This window comes from Spiroplasma endosymbiont of Panzeria rudis, assembly GCF_964019705.1.
In the GTDB taxonomy this organism is placed as follows: Bacteria; Bacillota_I; Bacilli_A; order Mycoplasmatales; family VBWQ01; genus Spiroplasma_E; species Spiroplasma_E ixodetis_A.
Map to the genome: position 1 here is coordinate 870,181 of NZ_OZ026460.1, position 17,861 is coordinate 888,041.

A 17,861-nucleotide genomic window follows, 5' to 3' on the forward strand; every position below is an offset into this window, starting at 1 on the left:
TCATTCCTTTATTTTTTTCTTGTTCATTTTGGAGCTTGCGGTACAGGTATTCTTTTGTGTGCACTATTCTGATGCATAAATTCAATTTTATTAATTACTGATGATGGTATTAATGATTTATTTCCTAGTAAATATTGATCTAATTGTTCATACTTAAATTGCATTTCCATTTCATCGGTTTGTCCATCTCATAAACCAGCAGTTGGCTTACGAATAATGATCTCTTCATTAACTTTTAATATCTTTGCTGCAGCAAAAACATCTTTTTTTAACAAATGAATAATTGGTAATAAATCAACACCACCATCACCATATTTAGTAAAATAACCAATGTGTCATTCGTCACTATTATCTGTTCCTACAACTAAATAATTATGATTTTGTGCATATGCATAAAGAGTATTCATTCTTAATCTAGCTTTTAAATTTCCTAAAATTAATTTTGATTTTTCTATATTAATTTCAGTTTCTAATGTTTTTTTAAAACTTAAAAAAACATTATTTAAATTAACTACTTTGGCATTTAATTTATGAATATTAACTAAATTATTTGCATATTCTAAATCAATATCTGGTGAAAAACAAGGCATAATTAATGCTAAATGATCATTAGGAAAAGCTTTTTTAATCAATAATGCTACTACTGCCGAGTCAACACCACCACTTAAACCAACAATTAAACCTTTGGCATTTGCTTTTTTTACTTCACTTTGTAAAAATTTAATAATTTCATCTAAATATTGTTCTAAATTCATAATTATTCACTCTCTTTTATTTCTTCAGACATTTCAAAAATATTGTTATAATGTCCAGCAATTTTATTATGGGTTTTATCTAAAGTTTCAATGGCTTTATTAGTTGTATCAAAACCAGACTTAACTTTTTCTCATCTATCAACCCAACGATCAAAATCATCTTTGAATAAACGTAATTTTTTTGCCATTTTTTCTAAATTTTTATTGAAATCAATGTCTTTACGATTTTTATCAACTGTAAATAAAACAGCAGATAAAGTAGTAGGAGAGGTAATTCAAACACGTTTCTTAAAAGCATATTCAACAATATCATCAGCAAATTGTGCGTAAATAAAAGCAAATATTTCTTCAGAAGGAATAAACATTACTGCGCTAGAAATCTTATTTTTAATATTAATATATTTTCCAACTTCATCAATTCGTTTACGAATATCATTACGAAAATCTTTTAAATAATTTTCTTTAACTTTAATATCTTCACTTACTAAATACCTTTGATAGTTATCAATTGAAAACTTTGAATCAATAGCAATTCCTTCTTTTTCAGAATCTGTTTTTACATAGGCATCAACAACTTTGCCATCAATTGTTTTATATTGTCGTTCTCATAATTTTTGATTTGAACCCAACATATTAGTCAAAATTTTTTCTAAAACAAATTCACCAACATTACCACGTTTTTTAGTATTAATAAAAACTTCTTGTAAACTTTGAATATTATCATTAATTTTTCCTAAAACAGTTGATGATTCTTGTAACTTTGCTAAATCTTTAATAACATCTACTACTTGTCTTTGAATGACATCAGCATTGCGTTTATAATCATCTTCTTTTTTATCTAAATTTTTTTGAAAATTATCAATATTACTCATTAAATTAATTAATTTTTCGGTTTTATCACGATCTGAACCATTTCATGATATTTTAAAATCATTTAATTGTTCTTTTAAAGTTTCTACTTGCATTTTTAAAAAATCTTGTGCAATTGGGTCACTAGTAACATTCTGACTTTTTTTAATTTGCATATAAATTATTAAGCCACCAATACTACTAATAATTAAAATAACTACCAATAAACTAATTACTATTTCCATTTCCTATTTTCCTTTGCCCTTTTTTATTCTTCTTCTCAAATCATATCATAATTAAAAATCTTAACATGATCACCTTTTTTTATTCCTTGCTTTCTTAATTCATCATAAATTCCTAAATCTTGTAATTTAATTTTAAATAATAAAATATTATGATAATTATTTAAAGGATTTTTTTGATATATTACTTCAACGGTTTTACCAGAAATAGTTCATTGATTACTTGCAATTTTAGTAATAAAAACTTGTGGAACTTCTTCTTTATTAATATATTCATAAAGAATATGTTCTTCATTATTTTCATCATTATTAACTTGATGCAGTTGTTCTTTTTCAACAGCTTTAGCAATATCTTTAATTAATATATCCAAACTAATATGTTTCATAGCAGAAATTGCAATTATTGGTAATTTAACTTGTTCTTTTAATTTCTCTAAATTAGTTTCTGCATCTGGTAAATCAATTTTATTTGCAACAATTAAATGCGGTTTTTTTGTCAAATCTTTATTATAACTTTCTAATTCACTCATAATTAATTGATAATTTAAAAAATGATCTTGAGTCTTATCACTAATATCAATCATATGTACTAAAACTTGACAACGTTCAATATGACGCAAAAATTGTAAACCTAATCCTTTTCCTAAACTAGCTCCCGCTATTAATCCAGGCAAATCCGCCATAACAAAATTATTATTTTTATCAACTCTAACAACACCTAAATGCGGATTAAGAGTAGTAAAAGGATAATCAGCAACTGCTGGAGTTGAAGCAGAAATAGCTCCTAATAATGTTGATTTACCGGCGTTAGGCAACCCAACTAATCCGGCATTAGCCAATAATTTCAACTCACAAATTATTTCAAAATGTTGTCCAGGCATTCCTTTTTCATATATTTTAGGTACTCGATTTATTGCCGAAGCAAAACGAGCATTTCCTCGTCCACCAAGACCACCGGCAGCAATTATTATTTCTTGTTTATCTTTAATAATATCACCAAGAATATTTTGAGTTTTGTTATCTCTAATAATGGTACCCAATGGAACTTTTACATAAGTATTGGTTCCTTTACGTCCATGCATATTTTTGGGTGCACCATTTTTACCATCTTCAGCAGTTATCTCTTTATTTTTACGTAAGTCTAATAGAGTATTCATACCCGAATCACCAATAAAGATAATATTACCGCCTCTTCCTCCATCTCCACCAGATGGACCACCTTTGGCTACATAAAGTTCACGACGAAAAGCAACAACACCATCACCACCTTTGCCAGCAGTAACTTTTAATTTTGTTACATCTATAAAACGCATTTCTTACTCCTTTTTTATATTAAAAATAACTCTTATTATATAGTGTTAACATTTTTGTGTAAAATACTATTTTATTTTTCATATAATTTTAGTATACAGATATTATTGTTAAAAAAATAATAATTTACTATATCTAGTTAATATTTTTTGTAAACCATTTTTGCTTTATGAAAATTAAAAAAACATTTTTTTAATGTTAAATATCATTTAAGTTATTTTCATATATGAAAAATTATATATTAAAATAAAACTTATAGGTGTTTTTATTAATTTGCTTAAAATCAAATAAATAGTTTTTTTATTTAGTTTTATCTTTGAAAAAATATATTGTATATTGTTTTTTTTCACATATAAACTTTATTTGAGATTTATTTAAAGTAATGGGAGCGTACCGAAGATGTCGATAACTAAAAAGTTTTAAATAGCTCCTTTCTTTTTTAAATCCTTAAATTAAAAATAAATGACAAAAGATGAGAATAAAAATCTTGTCTTTTTTTGTAATTGTAAAATTTTAAAATTTTTAAGAACCCTCTTTAACGCTATTATCAACACGTGTTAGGGAACTAAAAAAGTGAACTACAACACAGTTGTTAAAAATAGTAGCTAGCATGTGGACTTGCATGGATAAATAAAAAGTGGAGTGATACCTAATAAAATATACTAACCATTTAATGGTAATTCTTGGGGTGGGAGCGGATTGGAAACTAGTATATATAGACCTGCTTAGGGAACCTACTATATTAATTCTATTCTTTATTTAACCAACCTTGCCACTCACCAGTGAGCAAGTGTTGGTTTTATTTTTTATTTTTTTTGAAAAATTTTTGGGCGAGAAAATAAATTTCAAACTTGTAAAAAAAATTGAGCGGTGCCGGTTCAATTAAAATATTAATTTGCTAAATGCAAATTAAATAAATATTGAATCGAATGCCTCAATGTTTTTTAAAATTTCACAATTTATTTTTGAGCCCAGTTTTCATGGAATGAATAAAACGAATAGTAGTATTATTAATAATCTAAAAATCAAAATATATGTTCTTTATGCTAGAAGCAACAGAACATATTAGGAAAGGATTATTATGCAAATAGAATTTAAAAAAGAACAAATTGTTAAAGATAAACCACAATCTATTCTTATTGATTATGGTGAATATAAATTATCACTTCCAAAATGAATGGTTAAAAATAATAGTTTTATTGCTGATGATAAATATACATATTGAGTTTTTAATTTAGAAAATATTAAAAGAGAATTAAGTGGTAATGAATTAATAAAATTATTAGAACCATATATTAAAGACCAAAAAATAACTGTTAATAAACCAACTGCTCCAAAAGAATATTATCTTAATGATATAAAACTTGAACCATTAAAATTTTATGAACAGCATAATAGTTGATTTATGGGTGAAATAACAGATAACAAAACTAAAATTACTAATCCTTGTTTTAAATATAACATTACGTGAGAAGAAAACAGAAAAGGTTTTAAAATAAATAATCCATATAAACATGATGATTTACCAATTAATTATATAGTTACTTCTTATAAGGAAATTTCAACTCATAATGAAAAAGTATTTTTGTTGAACATGTAAACAAAATAAATTAGATTATTTATTCTTTAATACTAATGATATAAAAACAAGAAAATATTTTTTAAGAGATAAAAATAGTAAAGCAATTTGTTATGACTGTATTTTAAATATTAGGTTAAGTAGGAGGTATAAATATGGATAAAGAATATTTAACTAAAAGAGAAACGATTTGTATACCAGACAGTGATGATATTGAATTTAAAATAGGATTAATTAAACTGATTGATGATTTAAAAAAAGATAATTTAGTTTGTGGTCATAAAGAATTTATTGAAGAATGTAAATATTGTTGATGTAATTGTGATTTAGAAATTTTTAAAACAGTTATTAGAGGTTAACTTAATTAATGCAATATGACTTAATTATTGGAATTGACCCCGCTGGAATTGGTAATAATGGAATTGTTATATATTCACCTGAAACTAATAATATTGTTTTTAATGAAACATTTAATACATTAACTGTTTTATGAACTAAAAATATGTATAAAGAAAAATTTCAATTAATTAAAGAAAAATTTATTGATAAAAAAATATTAGTTATTGTAGAAAATTTCTTTTTAAGTTCAAAACAATTATTAACTAATCCATTAGCAACACCTAAAATTATTGGTGCATTAATGGTATTAGTACAAGATGTTTTCAACTGAGATTATCTAGAAAACCACCCAAAAAATAAAACTAAAATAAAAAATTATAAAGGAAATATAAAATTAACAAAACATGAACAAGATGCTTATAAGCATATTCAATATTATTTAAAAAATCATAAAAAAATATTAATTTTTAATAATTATTTAAGGAAATTATAAAAATGAAAGATAAAACAAATTATGTCAAATTAACAGTAAAACTAAGTAACACTATTGAAGCAAAATATTACGAAAAAGGTAATAAAGAATTATATTATAGTGTTAGAGGTCAATGAAATGGATTAAACTATGTTACTTTAATTTTTAACAACCCAAAATTTTATAGACGCTGTATTTTATTAAACAAAAATGATGAAATTATAGTAACTGGTCAAATCTTTAATACTTTAAATATTCCTAAAAATCGTGCATTTTGTTCAATTAATGTCAAATGATTTAAAAAATGAAAAGAGTAAAAAATGATATTATGAAAAATTTTATTAATAGTACCAATATTAATAACAAGCATAACACTAATAATATTTTTAATATTTATTATTAAAGAATTAAAAAATGAATATAAAGTATTAAAAATATTAAGTGAAATTGCTAATCAAATTAAAAATAAGGAGAATAATTAATGATAATATTACCTACTTTGTTTGAAAATAAAGATGAAATTGAAATATTATCACCATTTCCAAAAGCAATTCATACAAGTAATGATATTAGAGCAATTATTTTAAGACAATACCCAAATGTTAAATCCAAACACATAATTGTTTCTGACCCAGAAAGTAATGTTGCATTAATAGTTGGTGATAATGATGTTTATCAAGGTTGAATTAAAGTAACAATTAAAAAATTAGAAAATTAAAGGAAAATAAAATGATTAATGATTATGAATGACTATGATATTGTGATATTTATGGTTGTAAAAATAACAATAGTAAACAAGAAATATATGTTTGCTCAATTAAAAAAGATACAAAATTAGGATTTTGTAAAACTCATTTAAATAATTATAAAAATATAACAATCGATTATGTTATTGAAATTAAAGGAGAATAAACAAATGAAAAAGGAAAAAATTAAAATTAGAAATTATGAATTTGAATTAAATTCTTATGTAGTAGATTCTTTACTAGATGTTATAAGAGAACTAATAAAAACGAATAAAGGAGATTAAAATGCCAAACGAAAATACACAATCAAATTATACTTTAACTAAATTAATTAGAACTGGAATAAGCCCAATTTGTGCAATGATTGGTACAAGTGCTTATTATGGTCAAGTAATTGCAAATCCAGTATTAGGTTCAATTAATAGTTTATTTTTTGGTAAAAAATTAGGTTTAGATATATGAAATTTAAATCAAAGACCAAATACTAAAACTAAATTAATTAATAGTTCTAAAAAAATCTTATTAGGTTTAGGAACAATTGGATTAGCAAATTATAGTAAATGAAGTGAAAATAATATTACTCCTATTATTCCTACAACACCAATTCCAATAACTACTACAACCACAACTGAGGGTCCTCCATGATTATTATTAGATAAACAAGAACATCAGTCATTAATGGATTGAGATACTTATATTTCATTAAATGCTTATGGTATATCAAATCTTATTAGTGGATTAACTGAGTTAATACCTAATAAATTTGAAGCAATAAGAAAAATAGCGAATATGGGTACTGATGGATGTTTAATATCAAGTGGTGTTGCAATGGGTATTAATAATGATTTTAATAATGCTTATGCAGTACCTACCATAATTGCTGGTGCAAGTGAAATTATACATAATTTACTACCTATGGAAACTACAAATAATATTGAAGAAATGCAAGAAACACCATTTAATAATGAAACTGCAAGATTAGTAAATGATAATGTAAGTCATTATGGTAGTGATATAAGTGAAATATTATTTGATAGAGATAATGCTTCATTAAATTGAGATTATAGTCATCATCATTTATAAAAAAGGAGAATTAAGTAATGAAAAAATACATATGATGAATTTTAAAATTTATGGTAATTACTGGATGTATCATATTTAGTACAACATTAGGTTTAATTCCAACTATTATAATTTTAGGAATTAGTTCTATTAAACCAATAGTAGTAGGTGTTTCTATTGCTTTAGGTTATATTAGTATTCCATGAAATAATTTAAGAATGGATAGGTTACACTTTATTGGACACTAATTACGTAGACAAGTGAACAAATTAGTTAAAAGAAAGGAACTATAATTATGGCCAATATTAACTCATATACCGATGAATTTAAAAAACAAATAGTAGCTTTATATCAAAGCGGTAAGTCAGTGTCTTGTCTTGCTAAAGAGTACAATGTTACAAGAGCAGCTACTTATAATTGAATTAAGCAATTTACTAATTCAGGCAGTTTTAAAACTAAAGATAATCGTTCTATTGAAGAAAATGAATTAATTAAATTAAGAAAAGAATTAAAACAGTTACGAATGGAAAATGATATTTTAAAGCAAGCAGCACTAATAATAGGCAGAAAATAGAAATTATTGCTAAAAATAAAGTTAAATATAAAATTCGCACAATGTGTCGTTTTTTAAAACTTTCTAAATCAACATATTATTTTAATTTAAAGGAAAAAGAAAAAAACAAAATAATATTTATGATGAAGCTGTTATTAGTGCTTTTAAAGAAAATAAAGAAGTTTATGGAACAAGAAGATTAAAAGTTGTTCTAAAAGAAAAGAATATTTATTTGTCACGCAGAAAAATTAAAGAAATTATGAATAAACATAATTTAATATCAAAATACACTAAATTATCATTCAAAAATCATCATAATAAAGTCAACGATAGTCAAATAACCAATATCGTTAATAGAAACTTTAATAATAGGCTTAAAAATGAAGTTATTGTTAGTGATTTAACTTATGTTCAAGTTAATCGTAAATGAAACTATATTTGCCTATTAATTGACCTATTTAACCGCGAAATTATTGGACATAGTGTAGGTACTAAAAAAGATGCATCATTAGTACATCAAGCATTTATGCACTCAAATCGTTGTTTAAAAGATATTCAAATATTTCATAGTGATCGCGGTAATGAATTTAATAATAAAATTATTGATAAACTTTTACTAGCATTCAATATTAATCGCTCTTTAAGCAAAAAAGGTTGTCCTTATGATAACGCTGTTGCTGAAGCAACTTTTAAAACTTTCAAAATTGAATTTATTAATGATAAAAATTTTACATCATTAATCCAATTAAAATTAGAATTATTTGATTACATCAACTGATATAACAACATAAGAATTCACAGCACTTTAAACTACTTAACTCCAGTTAATTATCAAAAATAAATGTCTACCAAAAAATAGTCCTAAAAAGGGTTGCCATTCCACAACAATTAAATTTGTTTTAATCGCTAAATTAGTATGAGTAATTAAATCTCCTTTAACATATGATTCTTGTTCAAACATTTCAGAATAATAAGAAAATGTTTTATCTTCTAGAAAATGTAAAGAACTTTTAGTACAAATAATATCAACTAAAAATTCTTTTTTTAATTGTTTTAATAAAATTAAGGCTTTGTTTGCTGCAATACTACCAGTAATTATTAAAGTAATATGTTTCATTATTTTCTCCTATCATATTATTAAACATAAAATAAACAAACAAAACCTATCTTCAAAATATGATAGCATTGAAAATAGGTTTTTATTATTAAAAATTTATTTTTACTTTTTATCAAGTATAACTGAAACTCGTGTTTTATTTTTTTTAAAAATAGTATACTTAACAATTCCTGATTTTAAAGCAAATAAGGTATCATCACCACCACGTCCTACATTTTCACCAGAGTGAATTTTAGTTCCACGTTGACGATAAATAATTGTTCCCTCTTTTAAACTTTGTCCATCACCAATTTTAGCACCTAAACGTTTAGAATGTGAATCACGACCATTACGAGTTGAACCCACTCCTTTTTTTGAAGCAAATAATTGTAAATTTAATTTATAAAACATAATTACACCTCCTTTATGTTAATATATTTTGGATATTGTTCTTTAATAGTTTTTAATTGTCAAAGCATTGTTTTTAAAATGATTTGACTATTATTAGTGAAACTAGCAACTTTAAGTTTAACTAATCCAGCAGTATTATTAATTACTTGAACTTGATTATTATCAAGTTCATGAAGTGCATTTAATGTACCAATAACAATGGCTGAAATCCCTGCACAAACAATATCATTTCCAATTTTTGAAAAATTAGCATGACCAGTAATTATAACTTCTACAATGTTACTATTTTGGTAATTATAAGTAACTTTAACCATAATTTAATATTACCTTAAATTATTTTTTATTATTTTCATCATCTTCTTTAACAACTTTAACAGTCATATTTTTATGATCAAAAATAGTTTTTAAATTACCTTCACTAACAACAGTTTTAGTGTTATCTGGTTCTGTAATATTATCCTTAACAACTGATTTAGTTTTAACAACTTTTTCTTTTGTAAGTTCTTTTTTTACTTTACTAACTACTGATTTTGGCTCTTTAATAATAGGAGTTACTACTTCAGAAATTACTTCTTTTTTTACTTCATCTTTAATTACTGGTTTTGATTGTTCAGTCTTCTTATCAACAAGACTTTTACCACCAAGTAAGATATCAGTAATTAATACCTTTGTATATGGCTGACGGTGTCCATACATTGTTTTTGAATTTTTCTTAGGTTTATATTTAAACACTCGAATCTTTTTTGATTTATCTTGTTTAATAATCTCACCATGAACTTCAGCACCTTTTAGGAAAGGTTTACCGAATTGTTGATCAATCATCAATATTTTGTCAAAAATAATCTTATCTTTAGCTTTGCCAACAAGTTTTTCAACAAAAATCTCTTGACCATAGGAAACGTTAATTTGTTTTCCTCCTGTTTGAATAACTACAAACATTTTTCTTATTACCTCCAGTTTAGACTCGCCTTATAGGTGGAATAAATCACTTGTTAACCTAAAGTAGAGCGGTTGAAACTGCATAAACAGTCTTAAATATTATAAAGTATTTTTTATTAAAAGCAATACAAAATTTAGTAATTATACATATAATTTAAATATAAAAATTACTAAAAAAGAAAAATAAAAAAATATATCTTTAATATTTAATATTTAATGTAACTATAATTATATCTACACTAAATTATGTAATTAATATTTTTTTATAATTATTATTAAAATTATGATATTATTTTTCTAAACTTAATATAAGTTTTTAACTCATTACTTGTTAAAAAGTAAATGAGTTTTTTTATTTTTAGAAAGGAAGATTAAAAGAGATGGCTAAAGATAAAAATATCATTAATGAAACAATTGATTATTTACCGTTGTTTGGTGCTGGATTAGGAGCAATTGACGGTCTTTCATGAACAAATCCAGTGCCTGTTACCAACATTGCGATTGGTGCTGCAGCCGGAGGAATAGCAGGTTATCAAATTAAAAAAGCTGTAAAAAATAAAGATAAAAATAAAACTAAAGTTGGAACATCATTAATTTGTGGTGCTGGTGCTGGTGTATTAAATGCAGTATTAAATCCAGAAGCATCATTAATGAATACATTAAAAGCAACTGCTGGTGGTATTGTAATTGCTAAAGGTGGTAAATATATTGTTGATAAAGGCAGTAGTTATGTAAAATCTAGACCAGAATATCAAATATTGAAACAAGGATATAAAATTAATAAAAAAGTAAATAAGATTCAAGATTTTTCTTCAATAAAAAAAGAAGCAAATTCACTAAATTCACAAAAAAAATCTTCAACAAATCAATATAAATTAAAACTAATGTAAACTGATCAATAGTAAATTAAAACATTAAAAAATTATTTAGGAATGAAAATAAAATTGATATTCAATTTAACTCATTCCTTTTTAAGTATTGAAATTCAAACAAAAAAAACAATATAATAACACTTTGGAGTGGTGAAAGATGAAAAGAAAATTAAGTTATAAAAAAATGCTAGCAACAGTTGGTGTATTAACTGTTGTATTACCAATGTCTTTAAGTATTGCATCATGTGCAATAAAAGAAAAACAAAAAAATAATGATCAAAAAATAGTAAATGCAATTAATCAAACTAATTATTCACTTGATAATATTATAATTAATAGTACTATAGATGAATTAAAAACAAACATTAGTTCAGACTTTATTAAAAATTCATTAGATGAAATTAATCAAAAAAATTTTGATAATAATTTATTTTCATTAAATAAAATTATAAATGAAAAAAATGAAGAAATTAATAATAATGACTTTAAAAAAATAGGACTTATTAATGCAAAAATTAATTATAATTATGGAAAAATTAAAAATCAATTTGTTGATTTAAAAATCAGTGTAAAATATTCAGATAAACAAATTGTTGATGCTATTAGTGAAACTACATATACAGTTAATATAACAATGAAAGATAGTTTAGAATCTATCAATAAAAAAATTAATAAATCTGAATTTATTAAAAATGAAATAAAAAATAATGATATTAAAAATGTTTTTAAATTCGAAGATTTTAAATTTAATAAAATTACTAATAATGAAGAAGATTTAAAACAAGAAGATTTAGATAAATGAGGTATAATTAATGCTAAAATCATTTTTAATTATGGAGAAATTAAAAATAAAGAAACTTTATTAATAATTAATATTAATGCTTCTTCTGAAAAAATTGTTGATGCTATTAATGAAACAAAATATACAAAAAAAGTTAATTTTCAAAGTTCAGTAATGGAATTAAATGATTCAATTAATGCTGAATTTATTAAAAATTCATTAATTTCTGAAATTAAAAATTCTTTTAAAAATAATTTATTTTCATTAAACAAAATTACTAATAATAAAGAAATTGATTTAAAAGATGAAGACTTCACAGTTAGTGGTTCTATTAATGCAAAAATTAATTATAATTATGGAGAAATTAAAAATAAAGAAACTTTATTAATAATTAATATTAATGCTTCTTCTGAAAAAATTGTTGATGCTATTAATGAAACAAAATATACAAAAAAAGTTAATTTTCAAAGTTCAGTAATGGAATTAAATGATTCAATTAATGCTGAATTTATTAAAAATTCATTAATTTCTGAAATTAAAAATTCTTTTAAAAATAATTTATTTTCATTAAACAAAATTACTAATAATAAAGAAATTGATTTAAAAGATGAAGACTTCACAGTTAGTGGTTCTATTAATGCAAAAATTAATTATAATTATGATTCATTTAAAAATTTAACTACTAATCTAACAATTATCATAGGTGAAGGTCAAATTTCTAATAAATATGAATTAAATGATGGAAAAATAAATAAATTTCTTCAAATCTCAGATAGTATAATATTTGCTGCAACAGAGAACGGAAATATTTGAGAGATTGATTTTACTAATAATACAAAAATCAATAAATATCAATTAAATGAAGAACGTATAAATAGTTTAATTAAAGCATCAAATGGTAAAGTATATGTTGGTACAATAACAAATACAATTTGAGAAATTGATTTAGAAACTGAAACTGCAGAAAAGAAATTCATTGGATTTGGTGATAAGTATGATTCTAAAACTTTAATTGAAGGTTCAAAAGATAAGTTATATGTTGGTACTGGTATTGGTAATGTTTATGAATTAGATATTAATACTGGTAATACTAAAAAATATCGTTTTGACGATTGAGGTGATGTAAATGCCCTAGTTAAAATTGCAGAAAATAAAATATACGCTGGCACTAGTGAAGGGAAATTATGAGAAATTGATTTAGAAACTAAAACCCATAAATTAAAATATGATTTTAAAAATAAAAGTAATATTATTTTTGATATTAAAGCACTATCTGATACTGAATTAATATTAGCAACAAAAGACAAAATTTATCAGTATGATTTAATCAAAAATGAAATAACAGAAAAAATTAATTTGAAAGATGGTAAAATTTTTTCTTTATCAATAGAAGATTTAAATAACAAAATATATGCTACTACTGATAATAATAATGTTTATGAACTTGATTCAAGCTTTAGTCAAGTAAAAAACAAATATGAATTAAATACTTCAGTATATTCATCATTAATAGTTGATAAAAAACTATTTGCTGGAACAATTACAAATGAGAGGAAATGTTTAGTAATCTGTGTAACTTACAAAAATAACTATGTTTAATTAATTCTAGTAAATATAATTAAATGACTAGAAAGAGTGAGTTACACATGGCTAAAAAGATAACTTTAATAATAATGTTCCAATATCAAAAGCAGTAGATTTATTACTAGAAAATACTGAAGATTTAACAACAGTTTTTAAACCTGGCGGTTTATATAAAGAATTAACAAAAAGATTAGTTGAAAAAATGTTGAATTCTGAAATGCAAAATTATTTAGGATATGAAAAAAATCAACATAGTACTACTGAAAATGCTCGTAATGGTACAAGTTCAAAAAAATTAATAACTCAACAAGGTAAAATTGAAATTGATGTACCAAGAGATCGCAATAGTAATTTTACTCCTGTAATAGTTCCTAAAAGGCAAAGAAGATTTGATGGTGGATGGGTTACACTTTATTGGACACTAATTACGTAGACAAGTGAACAAATTAGTTAAAAGAAAGGAACTATAATTATGGCCAATATTAACTCATATTCAGATGAATTTAAAAAACAAATAGTAGCTTTATATCAAAGTGGTAAGTCAGTGTCTTGTCTTGCTAAAGAGTACAATGTTACAAGAGCAGCTACTTACAATTGAATTAAGCAATTTACTAATTCAGGCAGTTTTAAAACTAAAGATAATCGTTCTGTTGAAGAAAATGAATTAATTAAATTAAGAAAAGAATTAAAACAGTTACGAATGGAAAATGACATTTTAAAGCAAGCAGCACTAATAATAGGCAGAAAATAGAAATTATTGCTAAAAATAAAGTTAAATATAAAATTCGTAAAATGTGTCGTTTTTTAAAACTTTGGAAATCAACATATTATTTTAATTTAAATAAAAAAGAAGATAAAATTAAAAATAATATGTATGATGAAGCTGTTATTAGTGCTTTTAAAGAAAATAAAGAAGTTTATGGAACAAGAAGATTAAAAGTTGTTCTAGAAAATAAAGGAATTTATTTATCAAGACGAAAAATTAAAAAAATTATGAATAAACATAATTTAATATCAAAATACACTAAATTATCATTCAAAAATCATAATAACAGAGTTAATAATAGTCAAGTAACAAATCTTGTTAATAGAAATTTTAATAATAGGGTTAAAAATGAAGTTATTGTCAGTGATTTAACTTATGTTCAAGTTAATGGCAAATGAAACTATATTTGCCTATTAATAGACTTATTTAACCGCGAAATTATTGGACATAGTGTTGGATTTAAAAAAGATGCATCATTAGTATATCAAGCATTTATGCAATCAAATCGCTGTTTAAAAAATATACAAATATTTCATAGTGATCGCGGTAATGAATTTAATAATAAAATTATTAATAATCTTTTATTAGCATTCAACATTAATCGTTCTTTAAGCAAAAAAGGTTGTCCTTATGACAATGCTGTTGCTGAAGCAACTTTCAAAACTTTTAAGACCGAATTTATCAATGATAAAAATTTTACATCATTAATCCAATTAAAATTAGAATTATTTGATTATATCAATTGATACAACAACATAAGAATCCACAGCACTTTAAACTACTTAACCCCCATTAAATATCAAACACAAATGTCCACCAAAAAATAGTCCTAAAAAGGGTTGCCATTCCACAACAAAGTAATTTAGATACTAAAGAAAACAAAACTTATAATTATCATTCTGTTTAATTATTTATAATTGATTTTTTACTTCTATAATTTTTACCCTATATGTTTCTTTAATACCTTTAATATCAACAATATCACCAACAACACAATTCATAATTGATACTGCTAATGGGCACTCATTAGAAATTAATCCTTCAAATGGATTACTTTCAATACTTCCAACAATTTTAAATTTTTCTTCTGATTCAGAAACAATTTTACCATCTTTAATTTTTACAATTGTTACTCAACTACCAACACGAACTGCTTTGATATTACTATTTTTACGTTGTTTTTGTTCTTCAAGAATAACAGCACTAGTAATAATCGTTTCAAGTTCTTGAATGCGTGCTTCATTTTTGCCTTGCTCTTCACGCGCACTAGTATAATCAGCATTTTCTGATAAATCGCCATCAGCCCTAGCTGCTTTTAATCGTTCTTTTATTGATTCACGTTCAACATTAATTCGTTTATATAATTCAGTTTTTAACTTTTCTAAACCTTGTTCTGAAATTATTATTTCTTTATTTTTGTTAATTTCGCTCATTAAATGCCTCCATTTATATAATTTAATATTTTAAGAACGTAAATAATTATATCATAAGGATAAATGGTTTTAAAAAAAGTATTCTTTTGAATACTTTTTTTAAAACCATTTACTTTATTAATTTTTCTTCTTTTAATAAAGAAATAATTTCTGATTTAACTTCTTCAAGTTTTTTATCTTCTACTTTTTCATCCATTTTTGTAATAATAAAAGCAATTTTACTAAAATTTTTTGCTTGTAAACCTAGAAAATTAAGAACTGACTTAGCTTTAACTTTAGTTTCATTACCAGTAAGTTTTACTGACTTCGTAATATCTGCATTATCAGGTAATTTAATGACTTCTACCTCAATATTTTTATACTTACTAATAGCAGCTGCAATTTCTGCTATTGGTCGTGCATGTAAACCAATCTTTTTTTCATCATCAATTTGCACAGCATAAATAATACAATTCATTTTTTTCCTCCAAGATTTCTTAAAAATTTGTATAATATAGTTTATTTATAACATATTTTTTATTTTTTTAAAAAAAATATATAATTTAAATTTTTCTTATTAAAATAATGACCTAGTAAATATTCAATTTTTTACAAATAAATTTTAATTTTTTTTAAAATAAATAAATAAATATGGTATTATTTATTAGTTAAAACATTAATAAGGAGAAAATAACTATGGCAAGAAAATGTGCTTTAAGTGGTATTGGTCCACTAGCTGGTAACAACCGTTCGCATGCGATGAACTCTTCTAGAAGAAAATGAAATCCAAACTTACAACCAGTAAAAATTGGTGGAAAAACTTTAATGATTAGTGCTCGTACTTTAAAAACTTTAAAGAAAAATAATGCTTTAGATAATAAAAAATAAAGTTATTTTATCTTTTGAAATATATAAATAAAGAATACTAATAAAAGAAAGAAATACTTTTCTTTTATTTTTTATATTAAATTAAAAATATTTAATAAAAAATATTAATAATATAGTCTAGAACCTACATTTTTTATAAAAATGAAATAATTTTTCTACTTTTTATCAATTATATTGTTATAATACGTGTATGATAAAGAAAACTCTCAGTTGGGTGGATTTATATGCTAAAAAAAAGAATTTTGTCATTATTTTGATTAATCACAATGATTAGTATTTTTATTGTAACTTTAGTTAGTCATAAACCCTATTTTATTATGGGGGGTTCAACTTCAGTAGCACCTTTAATGCATACATTAATGGAAGACTATCCCGATAATCATAAAGAAGCAGACTTTACTTATAACAGTTTAGGTTCAGATGCAGCAGTAATTCCAGTTAATAAAAATATGTTTGGTATTGGCTGACTTTCGAAAGAATATACAACTCCTAATAATAATTTAATTTCTTTTGTTTTATCAAAAGATGGCATGATTTTAGTTTATAATTTGCCACAAGATTGCTTAGGTAATAATAAACCTCTAAATTTTACACAAGATAAAGTAAAAAAAATGTATTTATCGAAATCACCTATTTTCTGAATAGATTTATTTCCACAAAATACTTCAGAACCAAATCAAGGTTGAATCAAACCAACTTGTGACCTCAAAATTTTAGCTTATACTAGAGAAAATGGTTCAGGAACACGAGATGTTTTTAATGAAAAAGTTCTGGGTGATTCAAAAGCATATTATCCACAAGCAATAACTGTTAATTCAAGTACACAAATGTTTAATATGTCTAGTGGTGGTGTTGGCTATAGTTCATATTCAGATAAAAAACAATTAGATTCGAATAAACAATTCACTAATATTCATATTGCTAATTGAGAAAATATTGCTCCAAGTTTAGACACCATTAAAAATGGTACTTATCAGTTATCACGACCATTTACAGGTTTAATAAATAAAAATTTTAAACAAATTAATACTTTAGTTAAATTTCTAAAATTCTTGTTTATTCCTGACTATCAAGGTCATAACGAATACGTAGTTCCTGCTTTTTCAGAAACTCAGTACGCACAATCAGCAGTAGCATTAACTGACAAATTAAATTATGATTTAAATCAGTGATTAAACAATTTTCCATAAAGGAGTATTAATAA

22 protein-coding genes, 3 pseudogenes and 1 other annotated feature are annotated in these 17,861 nt (G+C 23.7%); of the genes and pseudogenes, 16 read left to right on the plus strand and 9 right to left on the minus strand.

Going from position 1 to position 17,861, the window contains the following annotated elements; genetic code table 4:
• Positions 1 to 8: 8 nt before the first annotated feature.
• From nadE to obgE, 3 genes are read right to left on the minus strand one after another with little or no spacing between them, the layout of a single operon-like run.
• A complete protein-coding gene (gene nadE / locus AACK89_RS04950; protein WP_338977649.1) occupies positions 9 to 755 on the minus strand; it encodes an NAD(+) synthase in 747 nt (248 codons plus the stop codon).
• Positions 756 to 757: 2 nt separating this feature from the next.
• Complete coding sequence (locus AACK89_RS04955) at positions 758 to 1,849, minus strand: DNA recombination protein RmuC (RefSeq protein WP_338974852.1); 1,092 nt, start codon at positions 1,847 to 1,849, stop codon at positions 758 to 760.
• Positions 1,850 to 1,872: 23 nt separating this feature from the next.
• On the minus strand, positions 1,873 to 3,159 hold the full coding sequence (gene obgE, locus AACK89_RS04960; RefSeq protein ID WP_338977651.1) for a GTPase ObgE: 1,287 nt from the start codon (positions 3,157 to 3,159) through the stop codon (positions 1,873 to 1,875).
• 1,079 nt (positions 3,160 to 4,238) lie between these two features.
• Here obgE and AACK89_RS04965 point away from each other — a divergent pair.
• The 10 genes and pseudogenes from AACK89_RS04965 (at position 4,239) to AACK89_RS05010 (ending at position 8,749) form a co-directional block, all read left to right on the plus strand.
• A complete protein-coding gene (locus tag AACK89_RS04965) occupies positions 4,239 to 4,757 on the plus strand; it encodes a hypothetical protein (RefSeq protein ID WP_338977652.1) in 519 nt (172 codons plus the stop codon).
• A 134-nt stretch (positions 4,758 to 4,891) separates the two neighbouring features.
• The gene (locus AACK89_RS04970; RefSeq protein ID WP_338977655.1) at positions 4,892 to 5,095 is read left to right on the plus strand and encodes a hypothetical protein; all 204 of its coding nucleotides are present in this window, start codon (positions 4,892 to 4,894) and stop codon (positions 5,093 to 5,095) included.
• An 8-nt stretch (positions 5,096 to 5,103) separates the two neighbouring features.
• Positions 5,104 to 5,568: a hypothetical protein gene (locus AACK89_RS04975; RefSeq protein ID WP_338977657.1), complete on the plus strand. Its 465-nt coding sequence runs from the start codon at positions 5,104 to 5,106 to the stop codon at positions 5,566 to 5,568.
• Positions 5,569 to 5,570: 2 nt separating this feature from the next.
• A complete protein-coding gene (locus AACK89_RS04980) occupies positions 5,571 to 5,864 on the plus strand; it encodes a hypothetical protein (RefSeq protein ID WP_338977658.1) in 294 nt (97 codons plus the stop codon).
• A 3-nt stretch (positions 5,865 to 5,867) separates the two neighbouring features.
• The gene (locus tag AACK89_RS04985) at positions 5,868 to 6,029 is read left to right on the plus strand and encodes a hypothetical protein (RefSeq protein ID WP_174480223.1); all 162 of its coding nucleotides are present in this window, start codon (positions 5,868 to 5,870) and stop codon (positions 6,027 to 6,029) included.
• Positions 6,029 to 6,265, plus strand: coding sequence for a hypothetical protein (locus AACK89_RS04990; RefSeq protein ID WP_174480108.1), 237 nt, complete (start codon positions 6,029 to 6,031; stop codon positions 6,263 to 6,265). The genes AACK89_RS04985 and AACK89_RS04990 overlap by 1 nt, the downstream gene beginning before the upstream one ends.
• Positions 6,266 to 6,276: 11 nt before the next feature.
• A complete protein-coding gene (locus tag AACK89_RS04995) occupies positions 6,277 to 6,459 on the plus strand; it encodes a hypothetical protein (protein WP_338977660.1) in 183 nt (60 codons plus the stop codon).
• 119 nt (positions 6,460 to 6,578) lie between these two features.
• The gene (locus AACK89_RS05000; RefSeq protein WP_338977663.1) at positions 6,579 to 7,376 is read left to right on the plus strand and encodes a hypothetical protein; all 798 of its coding nucleotides are present in this window, start codon (positions 6,579 to 6,581) and stop codon (positions 7,374 to 7,376) included.
• 17 nt (positions 7,377 to 7,393) lie between these two features.
• On the plus strand, positions 7,394 to 7,603 hold the full coding sequence (locus AACK89_RS05005) for a hypothetical protein (RefSeq protein ID WP_338977665.1): 210 nt from the start codon (positions 7,394 to 7,396) through the stop codon (positions 7,601 to 7,603).
• 47 nt (positions 7,604 to 7,650) lie between these two features.
• A pseudogene (locus tag AACK89_RS05010) lies at positions 7,651 to 8,749 on the plus strand (IS3 family transposase).
• Here the strand turns inward: AACK89_RS05010 and AACK89_RS05015 are convergent.
• From AACK89_RS05015 to rplU, 4 genes and pseudogenes are all read right to left on the minus strand, one after another.
• Complete coding sequence (locus AACK89_RS05015; protein ID WP_338977668.1) at positions 8,723 to 9,025, minus strand: flavoprotein; 303 nt, start codon at positions 9,023 to 9,025, stop codon at positions 8,723 to 8,725. The pseudogene AACK89_RS05010 and the gene AACK89_RS05015 overlap by 27 nt on opposite strands.
• 102 nt (positions 9,026 to 9,127) lie before the next feature.
• The gene (gene rpmA / locus AACK89_RS05020; protein ID WP_338977671.1) at positions 9,128 to 9,415 is read right to left on the minus strand and encodes a 50S ribosomal protein L27; all 288 of its coding nucleotides are present in this window, start codon (positions 9,413 to 9,415) and stop codon (positions 9,128 to 9,130) included.
• Positions 9,416 to 9,417: 2 nt separating this feature from the next.
• A complete protein-coding gene (locus AACK89_RS05025; protein ID WP_281748879.1) occupies positions 9,418 to 9,729 on the minus strand; it encodes a ribosomal-processing cysteine protease Prp in 312 nt (103 codons plus the stop codon).
• 334 nt (positions 9,730 to 10,063) lie between these two features.
• A pseudogene (rplU, locus tag AACK89_RS07685) lies at positions 10,064 to 10,354 on the minus strand (50S ribosomal protein L21); the annotation flags it as partial.
• Between the two features lie 11 nt (positions 10,355 to 10,365).
• Positions 10,366 to 10,438: a sequence feature (ribosomal protein L21 leader region), on the minus strand.
• Between the two features lie 296 nt (positions 10,439 to 10,734).
• Between rplU and AACK89_RS05035 the strand changes: the two are divergent.
• From AACK89_RS05035 to AACK89_RS05050, 4 genes and pseudogenes are all read left to right on the plus strand, one after another.
• Positions 10,735 to 11,244: a hypothetical protein gene (locus tag AACK89_RS05035; protein ID WP_338976128.1), complete on the plus strand. Its 510-nt coding sequence runs from the start codon at positions 10,735 to 10,737 to the stop codon at positions 11,242 to 11,244.
• Between the two features lie 139 nt (positions 11,245 to 11,383).
• Complete coding sequence (locus tag AACK89_RS05040) at positions 11,384 to 13,606, plus strand: PQQ-binding-like beta-propeller repeat protein (RefSeq protein WP_338977673.1); 2,223 nt, start codon at positions 11,384 to 11,386, stop codon at positions 13,604 to 13,606.
• An 82-nt stretch (positions 13,607 to 13,688) separates the two neighbouring features.
• Positions 13,689 to 13,988, plus strand: a pseudogene (locus tag AACK89_RS05045) (transposase); the annotation flags it as partial.
• Between the two features lie 75 nt (positions 13,989 to 14,063).
• Positions 14,064 to 15,184, plus strand: a protein-coding gene (locus tag AACK89_RS05050) for an IS3 family transposase (protein ID WP_338977674.1) whose coding sequence is annotated in 2 segments (ribosomal slippage) — positions 14,064 to 14,307 and positions 14,307 to 15,184 — 1,122 coding nt in all. Because the reading frame shifts where the segments join, the coding sequence is not laid out codon by codon here.
• Between the two features lie 84 nt (positions 15,185 to 15,268).
• Here the strand turns inward: AACK89_RS05050 and greA are convergent.
• Positions 15,269 to 15,790 carry a transcription elongation factor GreA gene (gene greA, locus AACK89_RS05055; protein ID WP_338973629.1) on the minus strand — a complete coding sequence of 174 codons (522 nt, stop codon included), beginning with the start codon at positions 15,788 to 15,790 and terminating at the stop codon, positions 15,269 to 15,271.
• 109 nt (positions 15,791 to 15,899) lie between these two features.
• Entirely contained in the window at positions 15,900 to 16,247 is a 348-nt protein-coding gene (locus AACK89_RS05060) for an HPr family phosphocarrier protein (RefSeq protein WP_338977675.1), read from the minus strand.
• Positions 16,248 to 16,465: 218 nt separating this feature from the next.
• Between AACK89_RS05060 and rpmB the strand changes: the two genes are divergently transcribed.
• Positions 16,466 to 16,657, plus strand: coding sequence for a 50S ribosomal protein L28 (gene rpmB / locus AACK89_RS05065; RefSeq protein ID WP_252320665.1), 192 nt, complete (start codon positions 16,466 to 16,468; stop codon positions 16,655 to 16,657).
• A gap of 224 nt (positions 16,658 to 16,881) precedes the next feature.
• On the plus strand, positions 16,882 to 17,847 hold the full coding sequence (locus AACK89_RS05070; RefSeq protein ID WP_338977676.1) for a PstS family phosphate ABC transporter substrate-binding protein: 966 nt from the start codon (positions 16,882 to 16,884) through the stop codon (positions 17,845 to 17,847).
• Positions 17,848 to 17,861 lie beyond the last annotated feature (14 nt).